21 protein-coding genes are annotated in these 20,719 nt (G+C 65.1%); 17 read left to right on the top strand and 4 right to left on the bottom strand.

The window, feature by feature from the left end; all coding sequences use genetic code 11:
- The first annotated feature begins 97 nt into the window (after positions 1-97).
- The 11 genes from N2K99_RS11275 (at position 98) to murA (ending at position 9,830) form a co-directional block, all read left to right on the top strand.
- The gene (locus tag N2K99_RS11275; RefSeq protein ID WP_227918269.1) at positions 98-580 is read left to right on the top strand and encodes a hypothetical protein; all 483 of its coding nucleotides are present in this window, start codon (positions 98-100) and stop codon (positions 578-580) included.
- Positions 581-933: 353 nt separating this feature from the next.
- Complete coding sequence (atpB, locus tag N2K99_RS11270) at positions 934-1,737, top strand: F0F1 ATP synthase subunit A (RefSeq protein WP_227918268.1); 804 nt, start codon at positions 934-936, stop codon at positions 1,735-1,737.
- A 72-nt stretch (positions 1,738-1,809) separates the two neighbouring features.
- Positions 1,810-2,031: an ATP synthase F0 subunit C gene (atpE, locus tag N2K99_RS11265; RefSeq protein WP_227918267.1), complete on the top strand. Its 222-nt coding sequence runs from the start codon at positions 1,810-1,812 to the stop codon at positions 2,029-2,031.
- Positions 2,032-2,074: 43 nt separating this feature from the next.
- Positions 2,075-2,623: a F0F1 ATP synthase subunit B gene (locus N2K99_RS11260; protein WP_227918266.1), complete on the top strand. Its 549-nt coding sequence runs from the start codon at positions 2,075-2,077 to the stop codon at positions 2,621-2,623.
- The gene (locus N2K99_RS11255) at positions 2,623-3,438 is read left to right on the top strand and encodes a F0F1 ATP synthase subunit delta (protein ID WP_227918265.1); all 816 of its coding nucleotides are present in this window, start codon (positions 2,623-2,625) and stop codon (positions 3,436-3,438) included. The genes N2K99_RS11260 and N2K99_RS11255 overlap by 1 nt, the downstream gene beginning before the upstream one ends.
- A gap of 100 nt (positions 3,439-3,538) precedes the next feature.
- Positions 3,539-5,176 (top strand): F0F1 ATP synthase subunit alpha, encoded by a 1,638-nt coding sequence (gene atpA / locus N2K99_RS11250; RefSeq protein WP_227918264.1) that lies wholly within the window; start codon positions 3,539-3,541, stop codon positions 5,174-5,176.
- A gap of 99 nt (positions 5,177-5,275) precedes the next feature.
- The gene (locus N2K99_RS11245; RefSeq protein ID WP_227918263.1) at positions 5,276-6,169 is read left to right on the top strand and encodes a F0F1 ATP synthase subunit gamma; all 894 of its coding nucleotides are present in this window, start codon (positions 5,276-5,278) and stop codon (positions 6,167-6,169) included.
- Positions 6,170-6,246: 77 nt separating this feature from the next.
- On the top strand, positions 6,247-7,710 hold the full coding sequence (gene atpD, locus N2K99_RS11240) for a F0F1 ATP synthase subunit beta (RefSeq protein ID WP_227918262.1): 1,464 nt from the start codon (positions 6,247-6,249) through the stop codon (positions 7,708-7,710).
- A 5-nt stretch (positions 7,711-7,715) separates the two neighbouring features.
- Positions 7,716-8,009, top strand: a complete 294-nt coding sequence (locus tag N2K99_RS11235; RefSeq protein ID WP_227918261.1) for a F0F1 ATP synthase subunit epsilon — start codon at positions 7,716-7,718, stop codon at positions 8,007-8,009.
- Between the two features lie 9 nt (positions 8,010-8,018).
- The gene (locus tag N2K99_RS11230) at positions 8,019-8,447 is read left to right on the top strand and encodes a DUF2550 domain-containing protein (protein ID WP_227918260.1); all 429 of its coding nucleotides are present in this window, start codon (positions 8,019-8,021) and stop codon (positions 8,445-8,447) included.
- A 117-nt stretch (positions 8,448-8,564) separates the two neighbouring features.
- Positions 8,565-9,830: a UDP-N-acetylglucosamine 1-carboxyvinyltransferase gene (gene murA / locus N2K99_RS11225; protein WP_227918259.1), complete on the top strand. Its 1,266-nt coding sequence runs from the start codon at positions 8,565-8,567 to the stop codon at positions 9,828-9,830.
- Positions 9,831-9,973: 143 nt separating this feature from the next.
- Here murA and N2K99_RS11220 read toward each other — a convergent pair whose 3' ends face one another.
- The 3 genes from N2K99_RS11220 to nucS form a co-directional block, all read right to left on the bottom strand.
- Positions 9,974-10,177, bottom strand: a complete 204-nt coding sequence (locus N2K99_RS11220; RefSeq protein WP_146361532.1) for a cold-shock protein — start codon at positions 10,175-10,177, stop codon at positions 9,974-9,976.
- A 233-nt stretch (positions 10,178-10,410) separates the two neighbouring features.
- A complete protein-coding gene (locus N2K99_RS11215) occupies positions 10,411-11,628 on the bottom strand; it encodes an N-acetylglucosamine-6-phosphate deacetylase (protein WP_227918258.1) in 1,218 nt (405 codons plus the stop codon).
- A gap of 48 nt (positions 11,629-11,676) precedes the next feature.
- Positions 11,677-12,372: an endonuclease NucS gene (gene nucS / locus N2K99_RS11210; RefSeq protein ID WP_227918257.1), complete on the bottom strand. Its 696-nt coding sequence runs from the start codon at positions 12,370-12,372 to the stop codon at positions 11,677-11,679.
- 40 nt (positions 12,373-12,412) lie between these two features.
- Between nucS and N2K99_RS11205 the strand changes: the two genes are divergently transcribed.
- Positions 12,413-12,757 carry a hypothetical protein gene (locus tag N2K99_RS11205; RefSeq protein WP_227918256.1) on the top strand — a complete coding sequence of 115 codons (345 nt, stop codon included), beginning with the start codon at positions 12,413-12,415 and terminating at the stop codon, positions 12,755-12,757.
- A 4-nt stretch (positions 12,758-12,761) separates the two neighbouring features.
- Here the strand turns inward: N2K99_RS11205 and N2K99_RS11200 are convergent, their stop codons facing one another.
- Positions 12,762-14,108, bottom strand: a complete 1,347-nt coding sequence (locus N2K99_RS11200) for an AI-2E family transporter (RefSeq protein WP_227918255.1) — start codon at positions 14,106-14,108, stop codon at positions 12,762-12,764.
- Between the two features lie 292 nt (positions 14,109-14,400).
- On the opposite strand from N2K99_RS11200, the gene N2K99_RS11195 reads away from it, so the two are divergent.
- The 5 genes from N2K99_RS11195 (at position 14,401) to N2K99_RS11175 (ending at position 20,711) form a co-directional block, all read left to right on the top strand.
- Complete coding sequence (locus tag N2K99_RS11195; protein WP_227933186.1) at positions 14,401-16,092, top strand: hypothetical protein; 1,692 nt, start codon at positions 14,401-14,403, stop codon at positions 16,090-16,092.
- Between the two features lie 52 nt (positions 16,093-16,144).
- Positions 16,145-17,140: a co-chaperone YbbN gene (locus tag N2K99_RS11190; protein ID WP_227933187.1), complete on the top strand. Its 996-nt coding sequence runs from the start codon at positions 16,145-16,147 to the stop codon at positions 17,138-17,140.
- A 17-nt stretch (positions 17,141-17,157) separates the two neighbouring features.
- Entirely contained in the window at positions 17,158-18,279 is a 1,122-nt protein-coding gene (locus N2K99_RS11185; RefSeq protein WP_227933188.1) for an NADH:flavin oxidoreductase/NADH oxidase, read from the top strand.
- Between the two features lie 102 nt (positions 18,280-18,381).
- Complete coding sequence (locus tag N2K99_RS11180; protein ID WP_227933189.1) at positions 18,382-19,155, top strand: ABC transporter ATP-binding protein; 774 nt, start codon at positions 18,382-18,384, stop codon at positions 19,153-19,155.
- Entirely contained in the window at positions 19,137-20,711 is a 1,575-nt protein-coding gene (locus N2K99_RS11175) for a transporter (RefSeq protein WP_227933190.1), read from the top strand. Before N2K99_RS11180 ends, N2K99_RS11175 begins: the two co-directional genes overlap by 19 nt.
- The last annotated feature ends 8 nt before the right edge of the window (positions 20,712-20,719 follow it).

Here is a 20,719-nt window from a genome sequence, read left to right as displayed (position 1 = left end):
ATCTTCTATGTACTGTAGAATTCAAGGGTCGCGGTAGCCCGCCCCGTCACGAAGCCCTCCGGCTCCAGCAGAACCAGCAAGGAAGATTGCCTCCACCATGAGATCCGCAGACGGTACCCGCCCCGGCGGATACCTGACCCCCTCCGGGCCAACGAAGGCCCCCTGGTTGGGGATCCTCTGGAAGGCCCTTGCCGTGACCGGCTCCGCCGCCGTCCTGGCAGCAGCCGCGGCGGCTCTCACGGCGGATCTGTTTGCAGCGGCGAGCTCCCTTCTGGGCTGGTTCGTTATTGCCGCATTCTTCGGAATCAGCCTCCTGGTCGGCCACGTTGTCGGACGGCGCAATCCCTCCGGAGCCATTGGAATGTTCGCCGTTACCTATGCCATAAAGGTTGTGGGTTTTGCCGTTATTCTTTTCGGGCTCGGAACACCTGTTTGGCTGCACCGTGAATGGTTCGCCTTGACGGCCGTCGGTGCAGTGGTCCTTTGGCAGGCGGCGGAAATCCGCGCCTTTTCGACGACCCGCCACCTGATTTACAACGATGCTGACGATTCCAGTCCCCAAGGAGGCGCAAATGCCTAAGAATCGGCCTTCGTCCGGCCCTGCGGCCTTCCAGGCGCCGTCCTCCAGGCGGCGCGCACTGCTCCAGTATGTCCTGGCGGGAATCATCGCCTTGGGTTTGATAGGGTGGAGCCTGGATAGTCTCCTGGGAACTCGCTGGATTTTACCGGCCGGTATCGTTCTGGGCGCGGTCAGTGGCTACTATGTGGCCTCCGCACACAGGCGCACCTCGGGTGCGGACCGACCCGTCACGGGCGGAAAACAGCCGGATACGGATAAATCGAATTGATTTCACAAAACCGAACTAATGGGCGCACATCATGCGTGCCCACCAATGATATGCCCAACGATGGACACAGCAGAGAGGAAACGCGTTGATCGCGCTTGCGCTTCCCGCCTCCAATGACGAGGGATTCGTCGCACCTACCCTCGAAGACATGCACCTCCCTGAGATCCTTCCCTGGGGCGCCGAAAGCGGTGAAGGATTCGGAAAGCAGATGCTGCTTATCCTCCTTTCCGTCATCCTTATCGGGTGGTTCTTCATAGCCGCAGCCCGCAAGGGCCAGATGGTCCCGGGCCGGCTGCAGTTCCTGGGCGAATGGAGCTATAACTTCGTCCGCAACTCGATCGGCCGGGACATCATCGGTGAAAAGGACTTCCGGTCCTTCACTCCGCTGCTGTTCGCGCTGTTCTTCTTCATCCTGATCAACAACCTGTGGGGCACCATCCCGCTGGCCCAGCTGCCGACCACGTCGCACGTGGGTACGGCCTATGCACTGGCCGCGATTGTCTACTTCACCTGGATTATCGTCGGGATCCGGAAGCACGGTCTGGGTTACTTCAAGTTCGCCACCGTCCCGTCCGGCGTGCCGATGGCCATCCTGCCCCTCGTGGTGCTGATCGAAATCATCTCCACCTTCCTGGTCCGTCCGATCACGCACAGCCTGCGACTCTTCGCGACCATGCTGTCGGGCCACCTCATCATCATGCTTGCCGGCAGCGGAACCGCGTTCCTGCTGCTCGAGGCTGAAGGACTGTTGAAGCCGCTGGGTGCGCTCACCCTGGTAGGCGGCGTCGCCATGTTCCTGTTCGAAGTTTTGATCCAGGTCCTGCAGGCCTACGTCTTTACCCTGCTGACCGCGATCTACATCCAAGGCTCCCTGGCCGAGGAACACTAAACCTCCCCTCACCGGGGAACCCCCTGAACCATGCAACCTGCCCAACGGGCATCTTGAAAGGAACAAAACCAAATGACTGGTGTTTTGGATATCGAAGGCAACATCAACCTCGTCGGCTACGGCCTGTCCGCTATCGGCGGCGCCATCGGCGTGGGCCTGGTCTTCGCGGCCTACATCAACGGCGTTGCCCGCCAGCCGGAAGCCCAGCGCGTCCTGCAGCCCATCGCCTTCCTGGGCCTGGCTCTGACCGAAGCACTGGCTATCCTTGGTCTGGTTTTCGCGTTCGTTCTCTAACGTCAGCGCGTATTTTCCAACCAAGTAGATAGGACGGATTGAAATGAACGAGGCACTAATCCTCGCCGCCGAAGAAGGCGCGAATCCTCTGATCCCAAACATCTGGGAGATCCTCGTAACACTGCTTGGCTTCGCCGTGCTGATGTACATCGTCGTCAAGTTCGTCGTCCCGATGTTCGAGAAGACGTATGCAGAGCGTACCGAGGCCATCGAAGGCGGACTCAAGAAGGCCGAAGCCGCACAGGCTGAAGCCAGCGCGGCCCTGGATGAATACAAGCAGCAGCTCATCGACGCCCGTACCGAGGCCAACCGGATCCGCGAGGAAGCACGCGCCGAAGGCGCCCAGATCCTCGCTGACCTGAAGGCCAAGGCAGGCGCCGAATCCGCCCGCATCATGGAACAGTCCCACGTCGCCATCGAAGCGGAACGCCAGGCAGCTGTCGTTTCCCTCCGCAGCGAAGTGGGGACGCTCGCCACCGAGCTGGCCGGCAAGATCGTCGGCGAGTCCCTCGCAGACGATGCGCGTGCCGCCCGTGTGGTTGACCGCTTCCTTGACGACCTGGAATCCCAGAACGCAGGTGCGGTTAAGTAATGGCAGGTATATCGAGCGAGTCACTGGCCGCGGCGCAGGAGAAGCTGGAAGCAAAGCTTCCCGGTGCAACCCTGTCCCTGGCCGAGGAACTCTTTGGAATTCTGGGCCTGCTGGACAGCGACGCTGGACTCATGCGTGCCCTGACGGATCCGGCTCGTGAAGCCTCTGCCAAGGCAGCCTTGGTCTCCAAGCTGGTCGGCGGCAAGGTTTCGTCCGACGCCGAGCAGCTGGTTGCTTCTCTGGTGGAGTCCCGGTGGCGCACTTCGCGTGACCTGGGCGATGCCCTGGAAACCCTGGGTGCAACGGTTGTCTCCGCTGTAGCGGAGAACAAGGGTCCCGGCCTGTCCGGCCTTGAAGCACTGGAAAGCGATTTGTTCCGCTTCAACCAGGCCGTTGCAGCCAACCATGAGGTGCAGCGTGCGCTGCAGGAACCGCAGGCCTCCGCCTCGGCCAAGGCCACGCTGGCACAGAAGCTCGTGCCGGGCATGGGAGCCGAAGCCAAGGTGCTGGTCACGCAGGCAGTAACCGCCCCGCGCGGACTGCGTCCGGCAGCACTGGTAGCTCGCTTCGCGGAACTGGTAGCCGGCCGCCAGCAGCGGTGGATTGCAGAAGTGCAGTCCAGCCGTCCGCTGACGCAGGAACAGCAAAAGCGTCTGCAGTCCTCTCTCAACGGACTGTATGGCCGCGAGCTGAAGATCAACGTCAATGTGGACCCGGCGATTCTCGGCGGCATTCGTGTCACAGTGGGGGATGAAGTAGTTGATTCCACCGTTACGACGCGCCTGACTGAACTTCGCCGAAAGCTCGCTGTCTAGTCACCTTGACGGCCCTAAACGGCCTTCAGAATTTTTGAGAACCAATCACGGTCATCGGCACTTACGCGATGATCACAACATAGGAGAGCAGGGACTGCAGATGGCCGAATTGACCATCAACGCCGACGACGTCCGTAATGCGTTGAATGAATTCGCGGCGTCCTACGAACCCGGAAACGCAGAGCGCGTTGAAGTTGGCCGCGTAACAACCGCCAGCGACGGCATTGCCCGTGTGGAGGGCCTGCCCTCCGTTATGGCGAATGAGCTGCTTCGGTTTGAGGACGGCACGCTGGGCCTCGCCCAGAACCTTGACACCCGTGAAATCGGTGTCGTTGTACTTGGCGATTTCGCCGGTATCGAAGAAGGCCAGGAAGTTCACCGCACCGGTGAAGTCCTGTCCGTACCCGTAGGCGATGCCTTCCTGGGACGCGTTGTCGACCCGCTGGGCGAGCCGATGGATGACCTCGGCCCGATCACCGCTGAGGCACGCCGTGCACTGGAACTCCAGGCACCGGGCGTTACCCAGCGCAAGTCGGTCCACGAGCCGCTTCAGACCGGCCTCAAGGCAATCGACGCCATGATCCCGATCGGCCGCGGCCAGCGCCAGCTGATCATCGGTGACCGCAAGACGGGTAAGACCGCCATTGCCGTTGACACCATCCTGAACCAGAAGGCCAACTGGGATTCCGGCGACGTCCAGAAGCAGGTTCGCTGCATCTACGTAGCCATCGGCCAGAAGGCTTCCACGATCGCTGAAATCAAGCGGACGCTGGAAGACAAGGGCGCCATGGAGTACACCACGATCGTGGCCTCCCCGGCATCCGACCCCGCCGGCTTCAAGTACCTGGCACCGTACGCCGGCTCGGCCATCGGCCAGCACTGGATGTACGGCGGCAAGCACGTCCTGATCATCTTTGATGATCTGTCGAAGCAGGCTGAAGCCTACCGTGCCGTGTCGCTGCTGCTGCGCCGCCCGCCGGGACGCGAAGCCTACCCGGGCGACGTCTTCTACTTGCACTCCCGCCTGCTGGAGCGTTGCGCCAAGCTCTCCGACGAGCTCGGTGCCGGCTCGATGACCGGTCTGCCGATCATCGAAACCAAGGCAAATGACGTCTCGGCCTACATCCCGACCAACGTTATTTCCATCACCGACGGCCAGATCTTCCTCCAGTCGGACCTCTTCAACGCCAACCAGCGCCCCGCCGTCGACGTCGGTATCTCCGTCTCGCGCGTCGGTGGTGCTGCACAGCAGAAGGCCATGAAGAAGGTCTCCGGTACGTTGAAGCTGGAACTGGCCCAGTACCGCGACATGCAGGCGTTCGCCATGTTTGCCTCGGACCTGGATGCGGCTTCCCGCCAGCAGCTGACCCGCGGTGCACGCCTCATGGAACTGCTCAAGCAGGGCCAGTACGCCCCGTACCCGGTGGAAGACCAGGTTGTCTCCATCTGGATGGGCACCAACGGCTACCTGGATGATGTTCCCGTTGAGGACGTCCGCCGCTTCGAGTCCGAGTTCCTGGAACACGTACGCCACTCCTCGTCCGTCATGACCGTCCTGGCCGAGACGAACAAGCTCGAGGACTCCACGGTTGATGAGATGAAGAGCCTCATCACCAAGTTCAAGCAGGGTTTCTTCGGCGAAGGTGACGACCGCATGGTCGCCGCCGGCAACGAAGCTACCTCCGCCTTGGACGAGGACGCCGTAGACCAGGAAAAGATCGTCAAGCAGAAGCGCTAGCGGCTTTGAAGTTCCGCTGCCGGGCCGTGCGCCCGGCAGCGGAACCTTAGGCCATTGCCTTAGCCCCTAGCTTCAACGCTAGGAACTGAAAGGAAGAGTATGGGAGCCCAAATTCGGGTCTACCGCCAGAAGATCGCGTCGACCACGTCGATGCAGAAGATCTTCAAGGCGATGGAGCTGATTGCTGCCTCTCGCATTGGAAAGGCGCGCACCCGTGTGGCTGCGTCACTGCCTTACGCCAATGCGATCACCCGTGCCGTTTCTGCTGTGGCATCCCAGTCGGAGATCGATCATCCGCTGACCACCGAACCGGAGCAGATCCGGCGCGCAGCCGTGGTCATCATGACCTCCGACCGCGGTCTTGCCGGATCGTACTCCGCCGGTGTCCTCAAGCAGGGCGAAGCACTGAATGAATTGCTCCGTGACGAGGGCAAGGAAGTAAAGACCTACCTTGTTGGACGCAAGGCGCAGGCGTACTACGAATTCCGGAACCGTTCAGTGGAACGGGTCTGGACCGGCGGTACCGACGCACCCGAGTTCGAAACAGCCCGTGAAATCGGCAAGGCACTCCTCGATGACTTCAACACGGCCTACGAAGACGGCGGCGTGGACGAAATCCACATCGTCTACACGCGCTTCAAGTCCATGGTTATTCAGGAACCTGCGGTCATCCGACTGCTGCCGCTGGAGGTAGTGGAGGAAGAAGCCCAGTCAGACGCTGAGTTCCTGCCTCTCTACGAATACGAGCCCGAGCCGGAAAAGGTCCTGGACGCACTGCTGCCGCGCTACATCGAGTCGCGCATCTTTGCAGCCATGCTCCAGGCCGCCGCTTCCGAGCTTGCTGCCCGCCAGCGCGCCATGAAGTCCGCAGGGGACAACGCCACGGACCTGATCAAGAAGTACACGCGACTTCGCAACAACGCCCGTCAGGCCGAAATCACCCAGGAACTTTCCGAGATCGTAGCCGGTGCGGACGCGCTCAGCGCCTCCTAGCCTGCCCCGCTCGAAGATAAGTTCCAACGCATAAAAAACTTAGTCCACACGCCATCTAACTGAGTGAAGTGAGAGAGATGACTGCCCAAACTGTCGAGCACGGATCTGATTCCGTAGCCTCGGGTGCCACCGGCCGTATCGCCCGTGTCATCGGCCCGGTTGTCGACGTCGAATTCCCGGCTGACGCAATCCCCACCATCTACAACGCCCTGACCACCGAGCTGACGCTCGACGGCCAGACCCGCACCATCACGTTCGAGACCTCCCAGCACCTGGGTGACAACCTCGTTCGTGCCATCTCCCTGCAGGCCACCGACGGCCTGGTCCGCGGCGCTGCCGTGTACGACACGGGTGCTCCCATCTCCGTCCCCGTAGGCGACGGCGTCAAGGGGCACATCTTCAACGTCCTGGGCGAGCCCCTCGACGTTACCGAAGACCAGCTGGAGATCACCGAGCGCTGGCCGATCCACCGTTCGGCTCCGAACTTCGCGGACCTTGAAGGCTCCACCGAGATGCTGGAAACCGGCATCAAGGTGATTGACCTTCTCACCCCGTACATCAAGGGCGGCAAGATCGGCCTGTTCGGCGGTGCCGGTGTCGGCAAGACCGTGCTGATCCAGGAAATGATCACCCGTGTTGCCCGTAACTTCGGCGGTACCTCGGTATTCGCCGGTGTCGGCGAGCGTACCCGTGAAGGCAACGACCTCTGGGTTGAAATGGAAGAGGCGAACGTCCTGAAGGACACCGCCCTTGTATTCGGCCAGATGGATGAGCCGCCGGGAACGCGCCTCCGCGTGGCACTGTCGGCTCTGACCATGGCGGAATACTTCCGCGATGTGCAGAACCAGGACGTGCTTCTCTTCATCGACAACATCTTCCGCTTCACGCAGGCAGGCTCCGAGGTTTCCACCCTTCTCGGCCGCATGCCTTCCGCTGTGGGCTACCAGCCGAACCTGGCTGACGAGATGGGTCTGCTGCAGGAGCGCATCACGTCCACCAAGGGCCACTCGATCACGTCCATGCAGGCCATTTACGTGCCTGCAGATGACTACACCGACCCGGCCCCGGCCACCACGTTCGCCCACCTGGACGCGACCACGGAACTTTCCCGTGAAATCGCTTCCCGTGGCCTGTACCCGGCCGTGGATCCGCTGACCTCGACGTCGCGTATCCTCGACCCGCAGTACGTCGGCCAGGCGCACTACGACACGGCCATCCGCGTCAAGCAGATCCTCCAGAAGAACAAGGAACTGCAGGACATCATCGCCATCCTCGGCATCGACGAGCTCGGCGAAGAGGACAAGATCGTCGTGTCGCGTGCACGCCGCATCCAGCAGTTCCTCTCCCAGAACACCTACACCGCCAAGCAGTTCACCGGCGTTGAGGGTTCGACGGTTTCCATCAAGGACACCATCGAAGGCTTCCGGGCCATCTGCGACGGCGACGTTGACCACATTGCCGAGCAGGCGTTCTTCAACGTCGGGGGCATGGATGACGTTGAGCGTCAGTGGGCGAAGATCCAAGAGCAGACCGGGAAGTGAGCCCCATGGCGGACGCTGCTGAACTCGAAGTTGAGATTGTTGCTGCCGACCACTTCGTGTGGTCGGGAGCGGCAAAGATGGTCAAGGCCCGCACCAGCGACGGCGAGATCGGGATCCTTCCCGGGCACTCACCGGTGCTGGCCATCCTGGCAGAGGGCGGACTGGCCATCGAACCGGTGTCCGGTTCCCGCATTGAGGTAAGCGTTGACGGAGGATTCTTCTCCGTGGACAACAACCGGGTGGTCATCGTGGCCGACAATGCCAAGGTGACCAACGAAGCAACCGCCGGGACCCGCTGACTCCTTCCGATGGACAGCTCCTATGTGTTCATTGCGTTGGCCGCCCTCTTTGGGCTGCTTGTCCTTGCAGTAGTGCTCTTCGGGGTGCGCCGCAGCCAGCTGCGGCGCGCCCTGGGGACCTTCGATGCCTCCATCTGCCTCCCCCCTGCGGGGTGGCGGATGGGGGTTTGCCGTTATACGGACACCCATCTGGAATGGCTGCGCCTGGTCTCGCTGAGTCCGCGTCCGCCGTACCGTTTCCTGCGCAGTTCGCTGGAAATGGCCGGCTGGCGGGAGCCCACCGAGGCTGAGCGTGCCCGAATCCAGCCAGGAGCCGTCGTCGTCAGCTTGAACTACCAGGGCAGCATCATCCTGGTGGCCATGAAATACGAGGCCTACACCGGCCTGTCTTCATGGGTGGAAGCCGGCCCCGTGGTCGGCATCGGTACCTGGCGCTAGCGCCGGGCCGGGCAATAGAGTCTTGCTTAGAAGGCACAGGGAATTCTCCCTGTGCCTTTTTTGCTGCCCCTTTTTGCCGCCCCGCGGGTGCCTGCTCCGGCCCCCTACTATGGAGTAATGGAAGACGTCATTGTTGTTACCGGCCCGTCCACCCTTCGCGGAGCCGTCACTGTCCCGGGTGCCAAGAACAGCGTCCTGAAGCTGATGGCGGCGACGCTGCTTGCGCAGGGCCGGTCCGTCATCACGAATGTCCCCAACATCCAGGATGTCTGGATCATGGCGGAGCTGCTGCGCCGGCTGGGATGCTCGGTGGATTACGACGTCGACGCCGCCTCCGTTGCCGTGGACGTACCGCAGGAGCTGGGCCACCAGGCGGACTATGACCTCGTCCGGGCCATGCGGGCCTCCATCTCCGTGCTGGGCCCGCTGGTGGCCCGTTGCCGGCGGGCAGAGGTGGCGCTGCCGGGTGGAGACGCCATCGGTTCCCGTGGACTGGACATGCACCGCGCCGGACTGGAACTCATGGGTGCCGAGATCGGCATCGATCACGGCTACCTGGTGGCCTCGGTCCCGGAAGGCCTGCACGGAGCGGACCATATCCTGGACTTTCCGTCCGTCGGCGCCACCGAAAACCTCATGATGGCCGCCACTCTGGCCCGCGGACGCACGGTGATCGATAACGCTGCCCGGGAACCGGAAATCACTGACATTGCCCGCATGCTCAACAGCATGGGGGCCCGGATCAGCGGCGTGGGCACCAACACGCTCATCATCGACGGCGTCCAGGAGCTGCACCCCGTGGAACACCGCGTGGTGCCGGACCGGATTGTTGCCGGCACCTGGGCCTTCGCCGCAGCGATCACCGGCGGCGAGATCGAGGTGCGCTCCGCGGATGCCTCAGCTCTGGCAGTGGTTCTGGACAAGCTCACCCAGGCGGGGTGCGAAGTCAGCACGGGGGAGAACGGCTTCACGGTGAAGGGACCGGCCCGTCCCGAGCCCATCAACGTGTCCACACTGCCGTACCCCGGATTCCCGACCGATCTGCAGCCCTTCGTGGTGGCCCTCAACGCCGTCGCGAACGGTTCGGGCATGGTCACCGAGAATGTTTTCGAGGCCCGCTGGGGCTTCACCTCCGAACTGGCGCGGCTCGGAGCAGTGGTGCGGCTGGACGGGCACCACGCCCTGATCCAGGGTGTCGAGCTGCTTTCCGGTGCACCGGTGGTTGCCAACGACATCCGGGCCGGCGCGGCCCTTGTCATAGCAGGCCTGGCTGCTGACGGAACCACTGAAGTGCGGGGCGTGGACCATATTGACCGCGGATATGAAAGATTCATGGAGAATCTCCGGGGTCTCGGTGCGAACGTAGTCCGCCGCCGTGGGTAAGTAGGCGGCGGGTAAGTAGGCCGTGGGTATGTAAGCCGCGGGTAAGAAAGCGAATGGAAAACAAGGAAAGCCCCCGGCATTTGCCGGGGGCTTTCCTTGTTTTCCTTGCGGAAGAAAGAGCGGAACCTTTTTTGGGTTATACCCTAGAGGGCGGTAACGCCGGTGGCCTGGGGGCCCTTGGCGCCCTGGCCGATCTCGAAGGAAACGCGCTGGTTTTCGTCGAGGGTCTTGAATCCGTTGGTCTGGATTTCGGAGTAGTGAACGAAGACATCGCCGTCTGAGTCGTCCGGGGTGATGAAGCCGAAGCCCTTTTCGGCGTTAAACCATTTGACGGTACCCTGAGCCATTTGTTTCTCCTCATAATGTGGAACTTACCTGCACAGTCCGTGCCGGATATGTTACTGAAGCAAGAAAGCCCAAGTTCTTGCCGTTCAGCAGTTCCTTGAGGAGCTTCTCACTCGCAACGGTCTTGCGAGCATGAAAAAACACCTACACAAAGACTTGGTAACAGCGTTGCATAACCGAAATGCCTGGTCAATGCTCGAAACGAAATATTTGGAACTTTTTTTACCGTGTTTTTTCAGCGCGGCAGCCACGTTCCGCAGCGCAGGACTGCGTGCAGCTCCAGGTCCGGTGAGACCACCAGGGCATCGGCCCGCAGGCCGCGGCGCAGGGCACCTACTTCATCGGCGAGCCGAAGCACATCCGCGGGTACCGCAGTGGCTGCGCCCACTGCTTCCGCGAGCGGCACACCGGCAGCGACAGCCGTGCGTACGCACTGGAGCAGAGTGGCCGTGCCGCCGGCCAGCGTGCCGTCGGGCAGGCGGGCCGTCCCGTTCCCCACCACAACGCCGGCAGGCCCAAGCCGGTAGGTGCCGTCGCCAAGCCCGGTGGCCGCCATGGAGTCACTCACGAGGGCCACGTTGGCGCCTCCTGCGAGCTCGAAGACGGTGCGTACGAGTGCGGGGTCAAGGTGCGCACCGTCGGCGATCAGCTCCACTACGGCCGCTCCGCTCCGTGCGGCCCGCAGGCTCGCTGCGACGGCGCCGGGGGAGCGGTGGTGCAGCGGGTCCATGCCGTTGAACAGGTGTGTCACCGTGGGCCGGGGAGCGTAGCCTCCGAAACCGGCTTCTTCCATTTCGTCCCGGGCGGACTCCAGCGACTCGGCAGCAACGGGGTCCGCAGCGGCGGTATGCCCCAGCGAAGGCGTCACGCCGTGGAGGACCAGGCGGTCCACGAGGTCATCTGCTCCGGGCAGTTCAGGCGCATAGGTCATGGTGACCAGTTCGCTGTCCGCGGCCGCAAGCAGCTCATCCACGAAGCCGGGGTCCGGCGGGATCAGGAACTTCGGGTCCTGCGCACCGCAGCGCTCCGGGGACAGGAAGGGCCCTTCGGCATGGATTCCGGCAATGAGTCCTTCCCTCGCCAGGGCGCCGAGACGGGCGGCGGCAGCGAGCATGTCCTGACGGGACGCGGTTACCATGCTGGCGAGCAACGTGGTGGTTCCCGCCGAATGCAGGAAGGAAGCTGCCCGCCGGATTCCCGCTGCGTCGGAGGTGGTGAAATCGCTTCCCGCTGCGCCGTGGCAGTGCAGGTCAACGAGTCCGGGAAGGATGAGCGACCCGGCCGGCAGGTGCGCGGGCTCCGGCCAGCCGGCGCCGTCAAAACCGCTGGCCGGGCCGGCGTAGGTGATCCGGTCGCCGACAAACGCGAGTGCGCCGTCGGGAACCAGCTCGTCCGGGGTCAGCAGGCTGCCGCGGAGGTAGCCGCGGTCCCGGCTGCGCGCTGTGGGGTTCATGCACCGATTCTAGGCATGTTGCCCGGCGGCCGGGAGCGGGGCGGGGAGTCAGAAGAGGCGGGAATCCCGGTCATCCACGCCGCGCATCGCGTCGTAGTCGAGCGTCAGGCAGGTGATCCCGCGGTCCTCGGCCAGCACGCGGGCCTGCGGTTTGATCTGCTGGGCGGCGAAAATACCGCGGACCGGAGCCAGCAGCGGGTCCCGGTTGAGCAGTTCCAGGTAGCGGGTCAGCTGCTCCACGCCGTCGATGTCTCCGCGGCGCTTCAGCTCCACGGCCACGGTGGCGCCCGTGGCGTCGCGCGCCAGGATGTCCACGGGGCCGATGGCCGTCATGTATTCGCGGCGGATCAGCGTGTGGCCTTCGCCCAACCGGTTGATCTGTTCGGCCAGCAGTCGCTGCAGGTCCGCTTCCACGCCGTCCTTGATGAGGCCCGGGTCGGTTCCGAGGTCATGGGAGACATCGGAGAACCGCTCGTGGATGCTGATGATCAGGCGGTCGTCGGTCTTCGCGCTTTGGACATTCCAGACTTCGGTCACGCCGGCTTCGGCGTCCGTCTCGTCCGGTTCCACGCTGCGCATGGTGGCCGGCGGGCTCATCCAGTTCAGCGGTTTGTAGGATCCGCCGTCGGAATGGATCAGGACGGAACCGTCGGCCTTCACCATAAGCAGCCTTACGGCCAGGGGCAGATGGGCACGGAGGCGGCCGACGTAGTCAACGGAGCAGCGGGCTATTACTAAACGCACAGTTGCACTTTACCGGCTGAACTGCGGCAAAATGACTTCTATGCCCCGTTCGAACCATCCCCGCCGCACGCCTGCCGCCGGCAGCGCTGCCGGCCGGAACGCCCGCCGCAAGTGGGCGTCCGCCCCGCCGGAGGGGGATTTGGAACGTACGCGTGCCGGTATTCCGCGCCGTGAAAGCGGTCCCGACGGCGAATGGTCGGTGCGGCAGATCACGGCCGGCAACGCCGCAAAGGACTACCGGTGCCCCGGCTGCGGGCAGGTCATCCCGCCCGGAACCGCGCACCTGGTGGTGTGGCAGGAGGACTCGCTGCTGGGCCGCCAGACTGCCGTCGAGGGCCGGCGGCACTGGCACAACCACTGCTGGCGGATCCGCCGCAGGTACTGAGGGGCTACTGCCGGTCCTGCCGGGCGATGAAGACTTCCTTGAGCAGCAGCAGGGTGGCGGCCGCCGTCGGGATGGCTATCAGCGCCCCCAGTACGCCGAGCAGGCTGCCGCCGGCAATCACGGCGATGACGGCGACGGCGCCGGGCACCGCCACGGCCCGCTGCATCACGCGCGGGGAGACAAAATACGCCTCGAACTGCAGGTAGGCCATGTAGAGGATGGCGAAAACCACCGCCGTCTGCCAGCCCTCGGTCAGGGCCACCAGCGAGACCAGCACCAGCGCTATGGGCGGGCCCACCAGCGGGATGAAGGCCAGCAGTGCCACCAGGAAGGCCAGCAGTACCGAGAACGGCACGCCGGTGATGGTCATCACGATGAAGGCATAGGTGGCGTCCAGGATCGCGACCAGGCCCTGGCCGATCACGTAGTTGCCGACGCTGCCGGTGATTTCCTCTGAGAGTGCCTCCACCCGGCGGCGGCGGCTGCGCGGGGCGAGCCGGTAGGCCCACTTCTTCATCGACGGCAGCGAAGCCAGGAAGTAGAGGGTCAGGACGAGGATGATCAGTGCGCCGAACAAACCGTTGGCAATCACCGTGCCCACGCTGAGGACCCCGCCGAAAATGCCGCCCACGGCGGAGCTGTTGGAGAAGAAGCTGCCGACTTCCTGCTCGATGCGGTCACGGATCTGGAACTGCTTGTCGATGTTGACGAAGAAATCCGAGGCAAGGAAGTTGTTGATGTAGCCCGGAGCGTTGGCGATGATTTCGGTCGACTGGCTGACGATGGTGGGGATCAGTGTCGCAAAGAAGGCCGTGACGACGCCGGCGAGCACCAGTACGGTGATGGCGATGCCGGCGGGGCGGGGGATCCGCCGCGCGGCCAGCCAGCGGACCACCGGATCCAGCCCCAGGGCAATGAACAGGGCAGCGCCGATCCAGACCAGCAGCTCGCCGACATTGGTGATGACGAAGAACAGCAGCAGGGCCAGGCCAACGCCGACCGTGAGCATAAAACCGAAGTAGATGGGGTGGGCGCGCAGGCTCCCCCCTTCCGCGTCATGCCCCTGTCCGCCGCCGCTGATGCTGAGCCGTTCATCGGGAAGCCGCACGTCGTCGTCGACCGTAATCTCCGGTCCCGCGGCGTCCTCGGGCGGGAATTCGAAGCGCGGCCGCGGCCGGGCTCCGGGAACACCGTGGCGCAGGCTGTAGCGCACGCGGTCCGCAGCCGTGGAAAGGAATCCGGGCAGAGGGGTGCGGGGCGTATTTCCCCCGGCTGCATTCCCGCCCTCCGGTTTTTTGTCCGCAGGGCCGGGGAGCGGCGCGTGGACGGGCACGTCCTCGTTGTCGCTCATTTCGCGCGTTTCTCCTCTGCCTGATTGGGCTGCTGATACGAACCGAAACCTTACCAGCCGACGCGCCGCAGAAACCGCTTTCCCCTTAGGCACATGCGGCGGTTACCGCTCGGGGGCATCGCCCGAATGGGTGCTCTGATGGGATTTCGTTACCATTGGGTTATCAAGTGCCAGGACATCAATGACCAGCTGCGAATTAGCCGCCGCATTCCGGAGCCCGCGTTCGGGCCTGCCGGCCCGGAAAATCCGCCGCCCTGCCATGTCATTTGCCCAGACTGAAGATAGGTAAGTTGTGCGAAACAAATTTGCAGTTCCGCTGATCGTCCTTGGGGTGCTGCTGATGCTGATAGGCATTGGCCAGCGCACATTCTGGGCGCCCCCCGAGACCCAGTCGGTTTCCATGGAAGCCGAGGGCGCGGAGGACGCCGTGGTCACCGTACTGGAACCGGAACTGCTGGCCGAATACTCCGACGGCACGGAGATTACCGTCCGTTCGGATGCTCCCTTCACGCTGGCGGTCGGCCGGGCCAACGATGTCCAGGCCTGGGTGGCAGACGCCGCCGCCGCCCGGCTCACTCCGGGAGAGGACAGCTCGTCCCTGGCAGTCGGCACCGATAAGACCGGGAAGACCGCTCCGAATCCAGCCGGTTCCGATCTCTGGGTCGTTGAAGAGTCCGGTGAAGGCGAACTGTCCTACGACTGGAAAGCGCCGGGCGAAGGCGACTGGCGGATCCTGCTCGCCACGGACGGCACCGCTCCCGCACCCGCCGACGTGACCCTGACCTGGGAGAACGACGCCACCCGCCCGTTCGCCGTGCCGTTGATTGTCATCGGTGCCCTGCTGGCCGTCCTGGGCCTGGCCCTTGCCTTCCTGCGCAGCGGCTCCGACGGTCCGCGGCGCAGCAGCCGCCGCAGTGCCGGTCCGGATGCCGGAACGGCTGACAGGCAGCCCAGCGTCTCGGGAACGACGTCGGCCTTCACTGCCGCCGCTGTCTCCCGCCGCCGTCGTCCGGCCTTCCTGGCCGCTGCTGCCGCCGCCGTACTGGCAGCGGGCTCTGTCCCCGCAGCGGCCCTGGCCGACGAGTCCGCCGGAAGCCAGCCGGTCATCGTGGACTCCCAGCTGACCCGCATCCTGGATTCCGTGGCCGGCACGGTTGAGGCGGGCGACGCAGCCAAGGACGCATCGATGCTGACGCCGCGCGTCGGCGGGGCCGCCTACGCCATGCGTGCAGCGAACTACGCGGTGGCTGCGAAGTCCGCCGATCATGAAGCCCCGGTGCCGGTGGCTGCCGAAACGCTGCGGACCCAGTCGATCGGCACCGCTGCCGATTGGCCGCGCACCGTCGTCGCCGTGACCCAGGGCGAGGGGAACCCGGTGCCCCAGGCGCTGCTGCTGGTCCAGGAGTCGGCCAGGGACAATTACAAGCTCGTTTCCGCTGTCCAGATGCTGCCCGCGAGCACGTTCCCGCAGCCGCCCGCTGCCACCGACGGCTCGGCCCAGATTCCCGCAGACTCGGACAACGGGCTGGCCATGTCGCCGCAGGACGCCGTCGCTGCGCTGGCGGACTCCCTGACCAATCCGGAGGGTGAAATGAAGGACACCTTCGGCGCCAACCGGTTCAGCGAGGACGTGGTCAAGTTCCAGCAGCAGGTGCAGAGCGACCCGAAGAATGAGTTCGCCACCAACACGTTCCAGCACGCTGCGGATCCGAAGGAAACGTACGCACTGCGGACCGCCGACGGCGGGGCCATCGTGTTCGGCTACCTGTCCAACACGTTCTCCAGCACACCCAAGGAAGCCGGCGACTCGGTCAACCTTGAAGGTACCGTCTACCAGGCACTGACCGGCGAGACGAACACCGACAAGGGCATCGACGTCACCCACGGCGAAGCCGTAATGCTCTACGTTCCGGCTTCCGGCGGCACCGGCCAGGCCCTGGTAGTGGGTGCAGCGCAGGAACTGCTGTCCGCCAACCTCAAGTAGCGGAAAGCGTGAGGCTTGCCGGTGGACGGGCACGGCGTAATAAGGTGATGAAATGAGCACACCGAACCATCGCCCGTCACCGGCAGCCCCCTCCTCCATGAACCTGCGGGGTGCAGTTGACCTCTCCGCACTCAAGGCACGTTCCGCGGCCCCGGCAGCGCCCGCGGCCCCCACCGCCCCGGCGGCCCCGGGTGGAGCCGCTCCGGGTGGCGCTGCCCCCGGAACCGCTCCCGCGACGTCGCCGTTCGTGGTGCAGGTCTCGGAACAGACCTTCCCCCAGGTTGTCCAGCTTTCCGCTGAAGTTCCGGTGGTCATTGACCTGTATTCCGATGCCAGCCCCGACTCGCAGCAGGTGTCCGCAATCCTGGCGTCCATCGCCGTGGAACAGAACGGGCGGATGCTGCTGGCACGCGTGGACGCGCAAGCGTACCCGCAGATTGCACAGGCCTTCTCCGCCGTCGCCGTGCCCACCGTGGCAGCGGTGATCAAGGGCCAGCCGGTGCCGCTCCTGGACCGGCTGATGCCGGAGGAACAGATCCGCGCCCTGGTCGGCGAGCTGATGCAGGTAGCTGCCGCCAACGGCGTCAACGGCACCCTCGAAGGCGGCACTCCGGAAGAGGCGCCGGAAGCGCCGCTGTCTCCGCTCCACCAGGAGGCCTTTGACGCCATCAACGCCGAGGACTACGACGCCGCGGCTGCCGCCTACCGCCGTGCCCTTGCCGAGCAGCCGGCCGATGCGGAAGCGAAAGCCGGCCTTGCGCAGGTGGAACTCATGGCCCGGCTGCGTGATGCCGATGCGGAGGCCGTCCGCCGGGCAGGCGCGGAAGAGCCCGACAACGTGCAGGCGCAGCTGGCCGTCGCGGACCTGGACATTGCAGGCGGGCACGTCGAGGACGCCTTCCGCCGGATTACCGGCCTGATCGGCAGGGTGCACGGCGAAGACCGCGAAACCGCCCGGCTGCGGCTGCTGGACCTCTTCGAAGTGGTGGGCATCGCCGATCCCCGGGTCACCAAGGCCCGTTCCGCCCTCGCCCGGGCACTGTTCTAGGCGGCGCGGCTTTTTCCATGGAGACGGCATCGCTTTTTGACCCCATCACCCTGCGCGGAATGGAGCTGGCCCACCGCGGATGGGTAGCCGCCATGTGCCAGTATTCAGCGGACGCCGTAGATCCCTCGGACCCCGCCAATGCGCCCGGCGTACCCAATGACTGGCACCTGATGCATCTGGGCTCTTTCGCCGCCGGCGGGGCTGCCCTGATCATCACCGAGGCCGCAGCAGTTCAGCCGGAAGGACGGATCAGCCCGCAGGACGCCGGGATCTGGAACGAGGAGCAGGCCGCCGGCTGGCAGCGCATCACGGATTTTGTCCACCGGCACGGCGCCGTCCAGGCGCGTATCGGCATCCAGCTGGCCCATGCCGGACGCAAGGCCGCCACCTATGCTCCGTTCGCCCCCGGGACCGGCAGCGTTCCACTGTCCGACGGCGGCTGGCAGACCGTCGGCCCGACGGCGGACCCGTTCGGCAGCTACGCGGCTCCCGCCGCGCTCGATGAAGCGGGTATCCGACAGGTAATCCGCGACTTCGCCGACGCGGCTGTCCGCTCGGTTGACGCGGGCTTCGACACCATCGAAATCCACGGCGCGCACGGCTACCTGCTGCACCAGTTCCTCAGCCCGCTGGTCAATACCCGCACCGATGCGTGGGGCGGGGACGAGGCGGGGCGGAACCGGCTGACCCTCGAGGTCATCGATGCGGTACGTGCTGTCATCCCCGATTCCATGCCGCTCCTGCTGCGGATCTCCGCGACGGACTGGGTGCCCGGGGGAGTGGACGCCCAGTCCTCGGTGGTCCTGGCACGGGCCGCGCGGGAACGGGGAGTGGACCTGGTGGACGTTTCCACCGGCGGCGCCGTTCCCGGGGCCGTGATTCCCGTGGCACCGAATTACCAGGTGGAGTACGCCGAAGCGGTCCGGCACGGCGCAGGCGTGCCTACCGCCGCCGTCGGGCTCATCGATTCCGGCACGCAGGCGGAGGAGATCCTGCAGGCCGGCTCCGCGGACGCGGTCCTCATAGCCCGTGCCGCCCTGCGGGATCCGCACTGGTGGATGCGTGCAGCGGCCGAACTGGACGCCAAGCTGCCCTGGGTGCCGCAGTACGAGCGCGCCGCACGCCCCGGGACCTTCTAGCCGGACAGGCTAGTCCCCGCGACTGATGCCGCGGTCCGGAGGGGAGCTGAATTGGTCCTTTGGGCCGAGGACGTCCCGGCGCCGGGTGGATAGGCTGGGCCCATGACATCACTACCGGATTCCGTCCCGGCGCTGTCCGTGCGCGGCCTCGTCAAGCGCTTCGGTTCCAAGACGGCCGTCAACGGCATCACCTTGGACGTGCCGCAGGGCTCCTTCTACGGATTGGTGGGCCCCAACGGAGCCGGCAAGACGACGCTGCTCTCCCTGGCTACCGGGCTGCTGCGTCCGGACGCGGGCTCCGCATGGGTGCACGGCACAGATGTGTGGGCCCGCCCCCTTGAGGCCAAGCGGCTGATGGGGATCCTGCCGGACGGCGTCCGCCTTTTCGACCGGCTGACCGGTGAGCAGCTGGTGACGTACGCGGGACTGCTGCGCGGGATGGACCGGGAGACGGTCCGGACGCGCACCAAGGACCTGCTGGCCGCCATGGACCTCAGTGCTGACGCGGGCAAGCTCGTGGTGGATTACTCCGCGGGTATGACGAAGAAGGTAGCCCTGGCGTCCGCCTTGATCCATGCCCCGCGCCTGCTGGTCCTGGACGAACCGTTCGAGGCGGTGGACCCGGTCTCTGCGGCCAATATCCGCGACATTCTCTCCGGATACGTTTCCTCCGGAGGAACCGTGATTGTCTCCAGCCACGTGATGGACCTCGTCCAGCGGATGTGTGACCACGTCGCAGTGGTTGCCGGCGGTAACCTGCTGGCCGCAGGAACGGTGGACGAGGTCCGCGGTGACGCCAGCCTGGAGGACCGCTTTGTGTCGCTGGTCGGCGGCCGGACCCACTCGGAGGGGCTGGAATGGTTGCGCACCTCCTGAGGCTAAAGTTCCTGCTGCTGCGCAACTCATTGAAGCGCAGTCCCTGGCAGCTGGTCGGGATTGTCCTCGGTGCGCTCTATGCGCTGGGTATCCTGGCCGTGCTGATCGCGGCTCTGTTTATCGTGGGGGATGATCCGGCGGCGGCCCGAACAGCGGTCATCCTGGCCGGAGCCGCAGCGGTTGCGGGCTGGGCCCTGATCCCGGTGGTGTTTTCCGGCCTGGACCTGACCTTGGACCCGGCACGCTTCACCACCTATGCCGTTCCCACCCCGCAGCTGCTGACCGGCCTGGCCGCGGGCGGGCTGATCGGTATTCCCGGGGCCGCCATGCTGCTGGCCGTACTCGCGCAGGCGGCGAGCTGGTACCGCTTTCCGGGGGCGCTGGCCGCGGCACTGGTGCTTTCCGTGGTGGCGGTCTTCACCTGCCTGATCGCCGCGCGCGTTACCGTGGCCGCAGCCGTCTCCCTGACCGGCTCGCGCAGGTTCCGCGACTTTACCGGGCTGCTGCTGGTCATCCCGTTGGTGCTGCTGGGGCCCATCATTGCCGGTGTAGCCGACGGGATCCGGGCCGGCGCAGAGTTCCTTCCGGGCCTGGCCGACGTGCTCGCGTGGACGCCGTTGGGCGCCGTCTGGGCAGTACCCGGCGACATTGCACTCGGCCATTACGGCGCCGCCGGTGCCAAGGCACTTATCGCTGTAGCTTTTCTGGCGGTATTGGTACTGGCCTGGAAGGCCCTGCTGCTGCGGGCGCTGGTCAGCCCGCCGCAGTCTGCAGCCGGCCGGAAGAGCGCGGGGCTCGGGCTCTTCTCGCGTTTCCCGGCCACTCCCACCGGAGCGGTGGCCGCGCGGGCATTGATCTATTGGCTGCGCGACCCCCGCTACAGCGCTTCACTGCTTATCGTCCCGCTGCTCGTTGTGGTCCTGCTGTTCGCGGGAAACAACGCCGGCGCAGAGGCGGGGCTGATGGTACCGCTGATGCTGGGGCCGCTGGTGGCTTTTATGCTGGGCTTCTCCATCAGCGCGGACGTCTCCTATGACAACACGGCGTTCGCCCTGCATCTGGCCACCGGTGTGTCCGGGCGGGCCGACCGCGCCGGCCGGGCACTGGCCTGCGCGGTGGTAAGCGTGCCGGCCGTGCTTGCCGCAGCCGTCCTGCCGGCGGCCCTGACCGGGCACGCGGACCTCATAGCCCCCGTACTGGGGGTTTCCCTGGCCGCGCTGATGATCGGGCTGGGAGTCTCCAGCGCGGTGTCCGCGCGCTACACCTACAACGTGCCGCTGCCCGGGGAAAACGCCTTCAAGACCCCGCCCGGTTCCACCGGCCGGGCCCTGCTGGTGCAGGGCGCCTTCAGCCTGGTGACCTTCGCGCTGCTGGTGCCTGTGCTCATTCCGGGAGTGGCCGCCGTCGTTCTGGAAAGCACTCTCTGGGGTGTTGTGACTCTGCTCGCGGGACTGCTGCTGGGTGCGGCGGTGCTGATCCTCGGGATCCGGCTGGGCGGGCGGTGGGTGGACGCGCGCGGGCCGGAACTGCTGCAGCAGGTCTCCATCAACAAATAGTCGGCGGG

Source organism: Arthrobacter sp. zg-Y1110 (assembly GCF_025244865.1).
GTDB lineage: Bacteria > Actinomycetota > Actinomycetes > Actinomycetales > Micrococcaceae > Arthrobacter_B.
The sequence above is the reverse complement of the archived record's forward strand: the minus strand, read 5'-3'. Positions and strand labels throughout refer to the sequence as shown.

Coding starts and splice junctions, on each gene's coding strand:
- murA (WP_227918259.1), top strand. CDS start 8,565: ATGGAAGACGTCATTGTTGTTACCGGCCCGTCCACCCTTCGCGGAGCC.
- N2K99_RS11260 (WP_227918266.1), top strand. CDS start 2,075: ATGAACGAGGCACTAATCCTCGCCGCCGAAGAAGGCGCGAATCCTCTG.
- N2K99_RS11190 (WP_227933187.1), top strand. CDS start 16,145: ATGAGCACACCGAACCATCGCCCGTCACCGGCAGCCCCCTCCTCCATG.
- N2K99_RS11235 (WP_227918261.1), top strand. CDS start 7,716: ATGGCGGACGCTGCTGAACTCGAAGTTGAGATTGTTGCTGCCGACCAC.
- N2K99_RS11230 (WP_227918260.1), top strand. CDS start 8,019: ATGGACAGCTCCTATGTGTTCATTGCGTTGGCCGCCCTCTTTGGGCTG.
- atpA (WP_227918264.1), top strand. CDS start 3,539: ATGGCCGAATTGACCATCAACGCCGACGACGTCCGTAATGCGTTGAAT.
- N2K99_RS11245 (WP_227918263.1), top strand. CDS start 5,276: ATGGGAGCCCAAATTCGGGTCTACCGCCAGAAGATCGCGTCGACCACG.
- N2K99_RS11255 (WP_227918265.1), top strand. CDS start 2,623: ATGGCAGGTATATCGAGCGAGTCACTGGCCGCGGCGCAGGAGAAGCTG.
- N2K99_RS11185 (WP_227933188.1), top strand. CDS start 17,158: ATGGAGACGGCATCGCTTTTTGACCCCATCACCCTGCGCGGAATGGAG.
- N2K99_RS11275 (WP_227918269.1), top strand. CDS start 98: ATGAGATCCGCAGACGGTACCCGCCCCGGCGGATACCTGACCCCCTCC.
- N2K99_RS11205 (WP_227918256.1), top strand. CDS start 12,413: ATGCCCCGTTCGAACCATCCCCGCCGCACGCCTGCCGCCGGCAGCGCT.
- atpE (WP_227918267.1), top strand. CDS start 1,810: ATGACTGGTGTTTTGGATATCGAAGGCAACATCAACCTCGTCGGCTAC.
- N2K99_RS11175 (WP_227933190.1), top strand. CDS start 19,137: ATGGTTGCGCACCTCCTGAGGCTAAAGTTCCTGCTGCTGCGCAACTCA.
- N2K99_RS11180 (WP_227933189.1), top strand. CDS start 18,382: ATGACATCACTACCGGATTCCGTCCCGGCGCTGTCCGTGCGCGGCCTC.
- atpD (WP_227918262.1), top strand. CDS start 6,247: ATGACTGCCCAAACTGTCGAGCACGGATCTGATTCCGTAGCCTCGGGT.
- N2K99_RS11215 (WP_227918258.1), bottom strand. CDS start 11,628: ATGAACCCCACAGCGCGCAGCCGGGACCGCGGCTACCTCCGCGGCAGC.
- N2K99_RS11200 (WP_227918255.1), bottom strand. CDS start 14,108: ATGAGCGACAACGAGGACGTGCCCGTCCACGCGCCGCTCCCCGGCCCT.
- N2K99_RS11220 (WP_146361532.1), bottom strand. CDS start 10,177: ATGGCTCAGGGTACCGTCAAATGGTTTAACGCCGAAAAGGGCTTCGGC.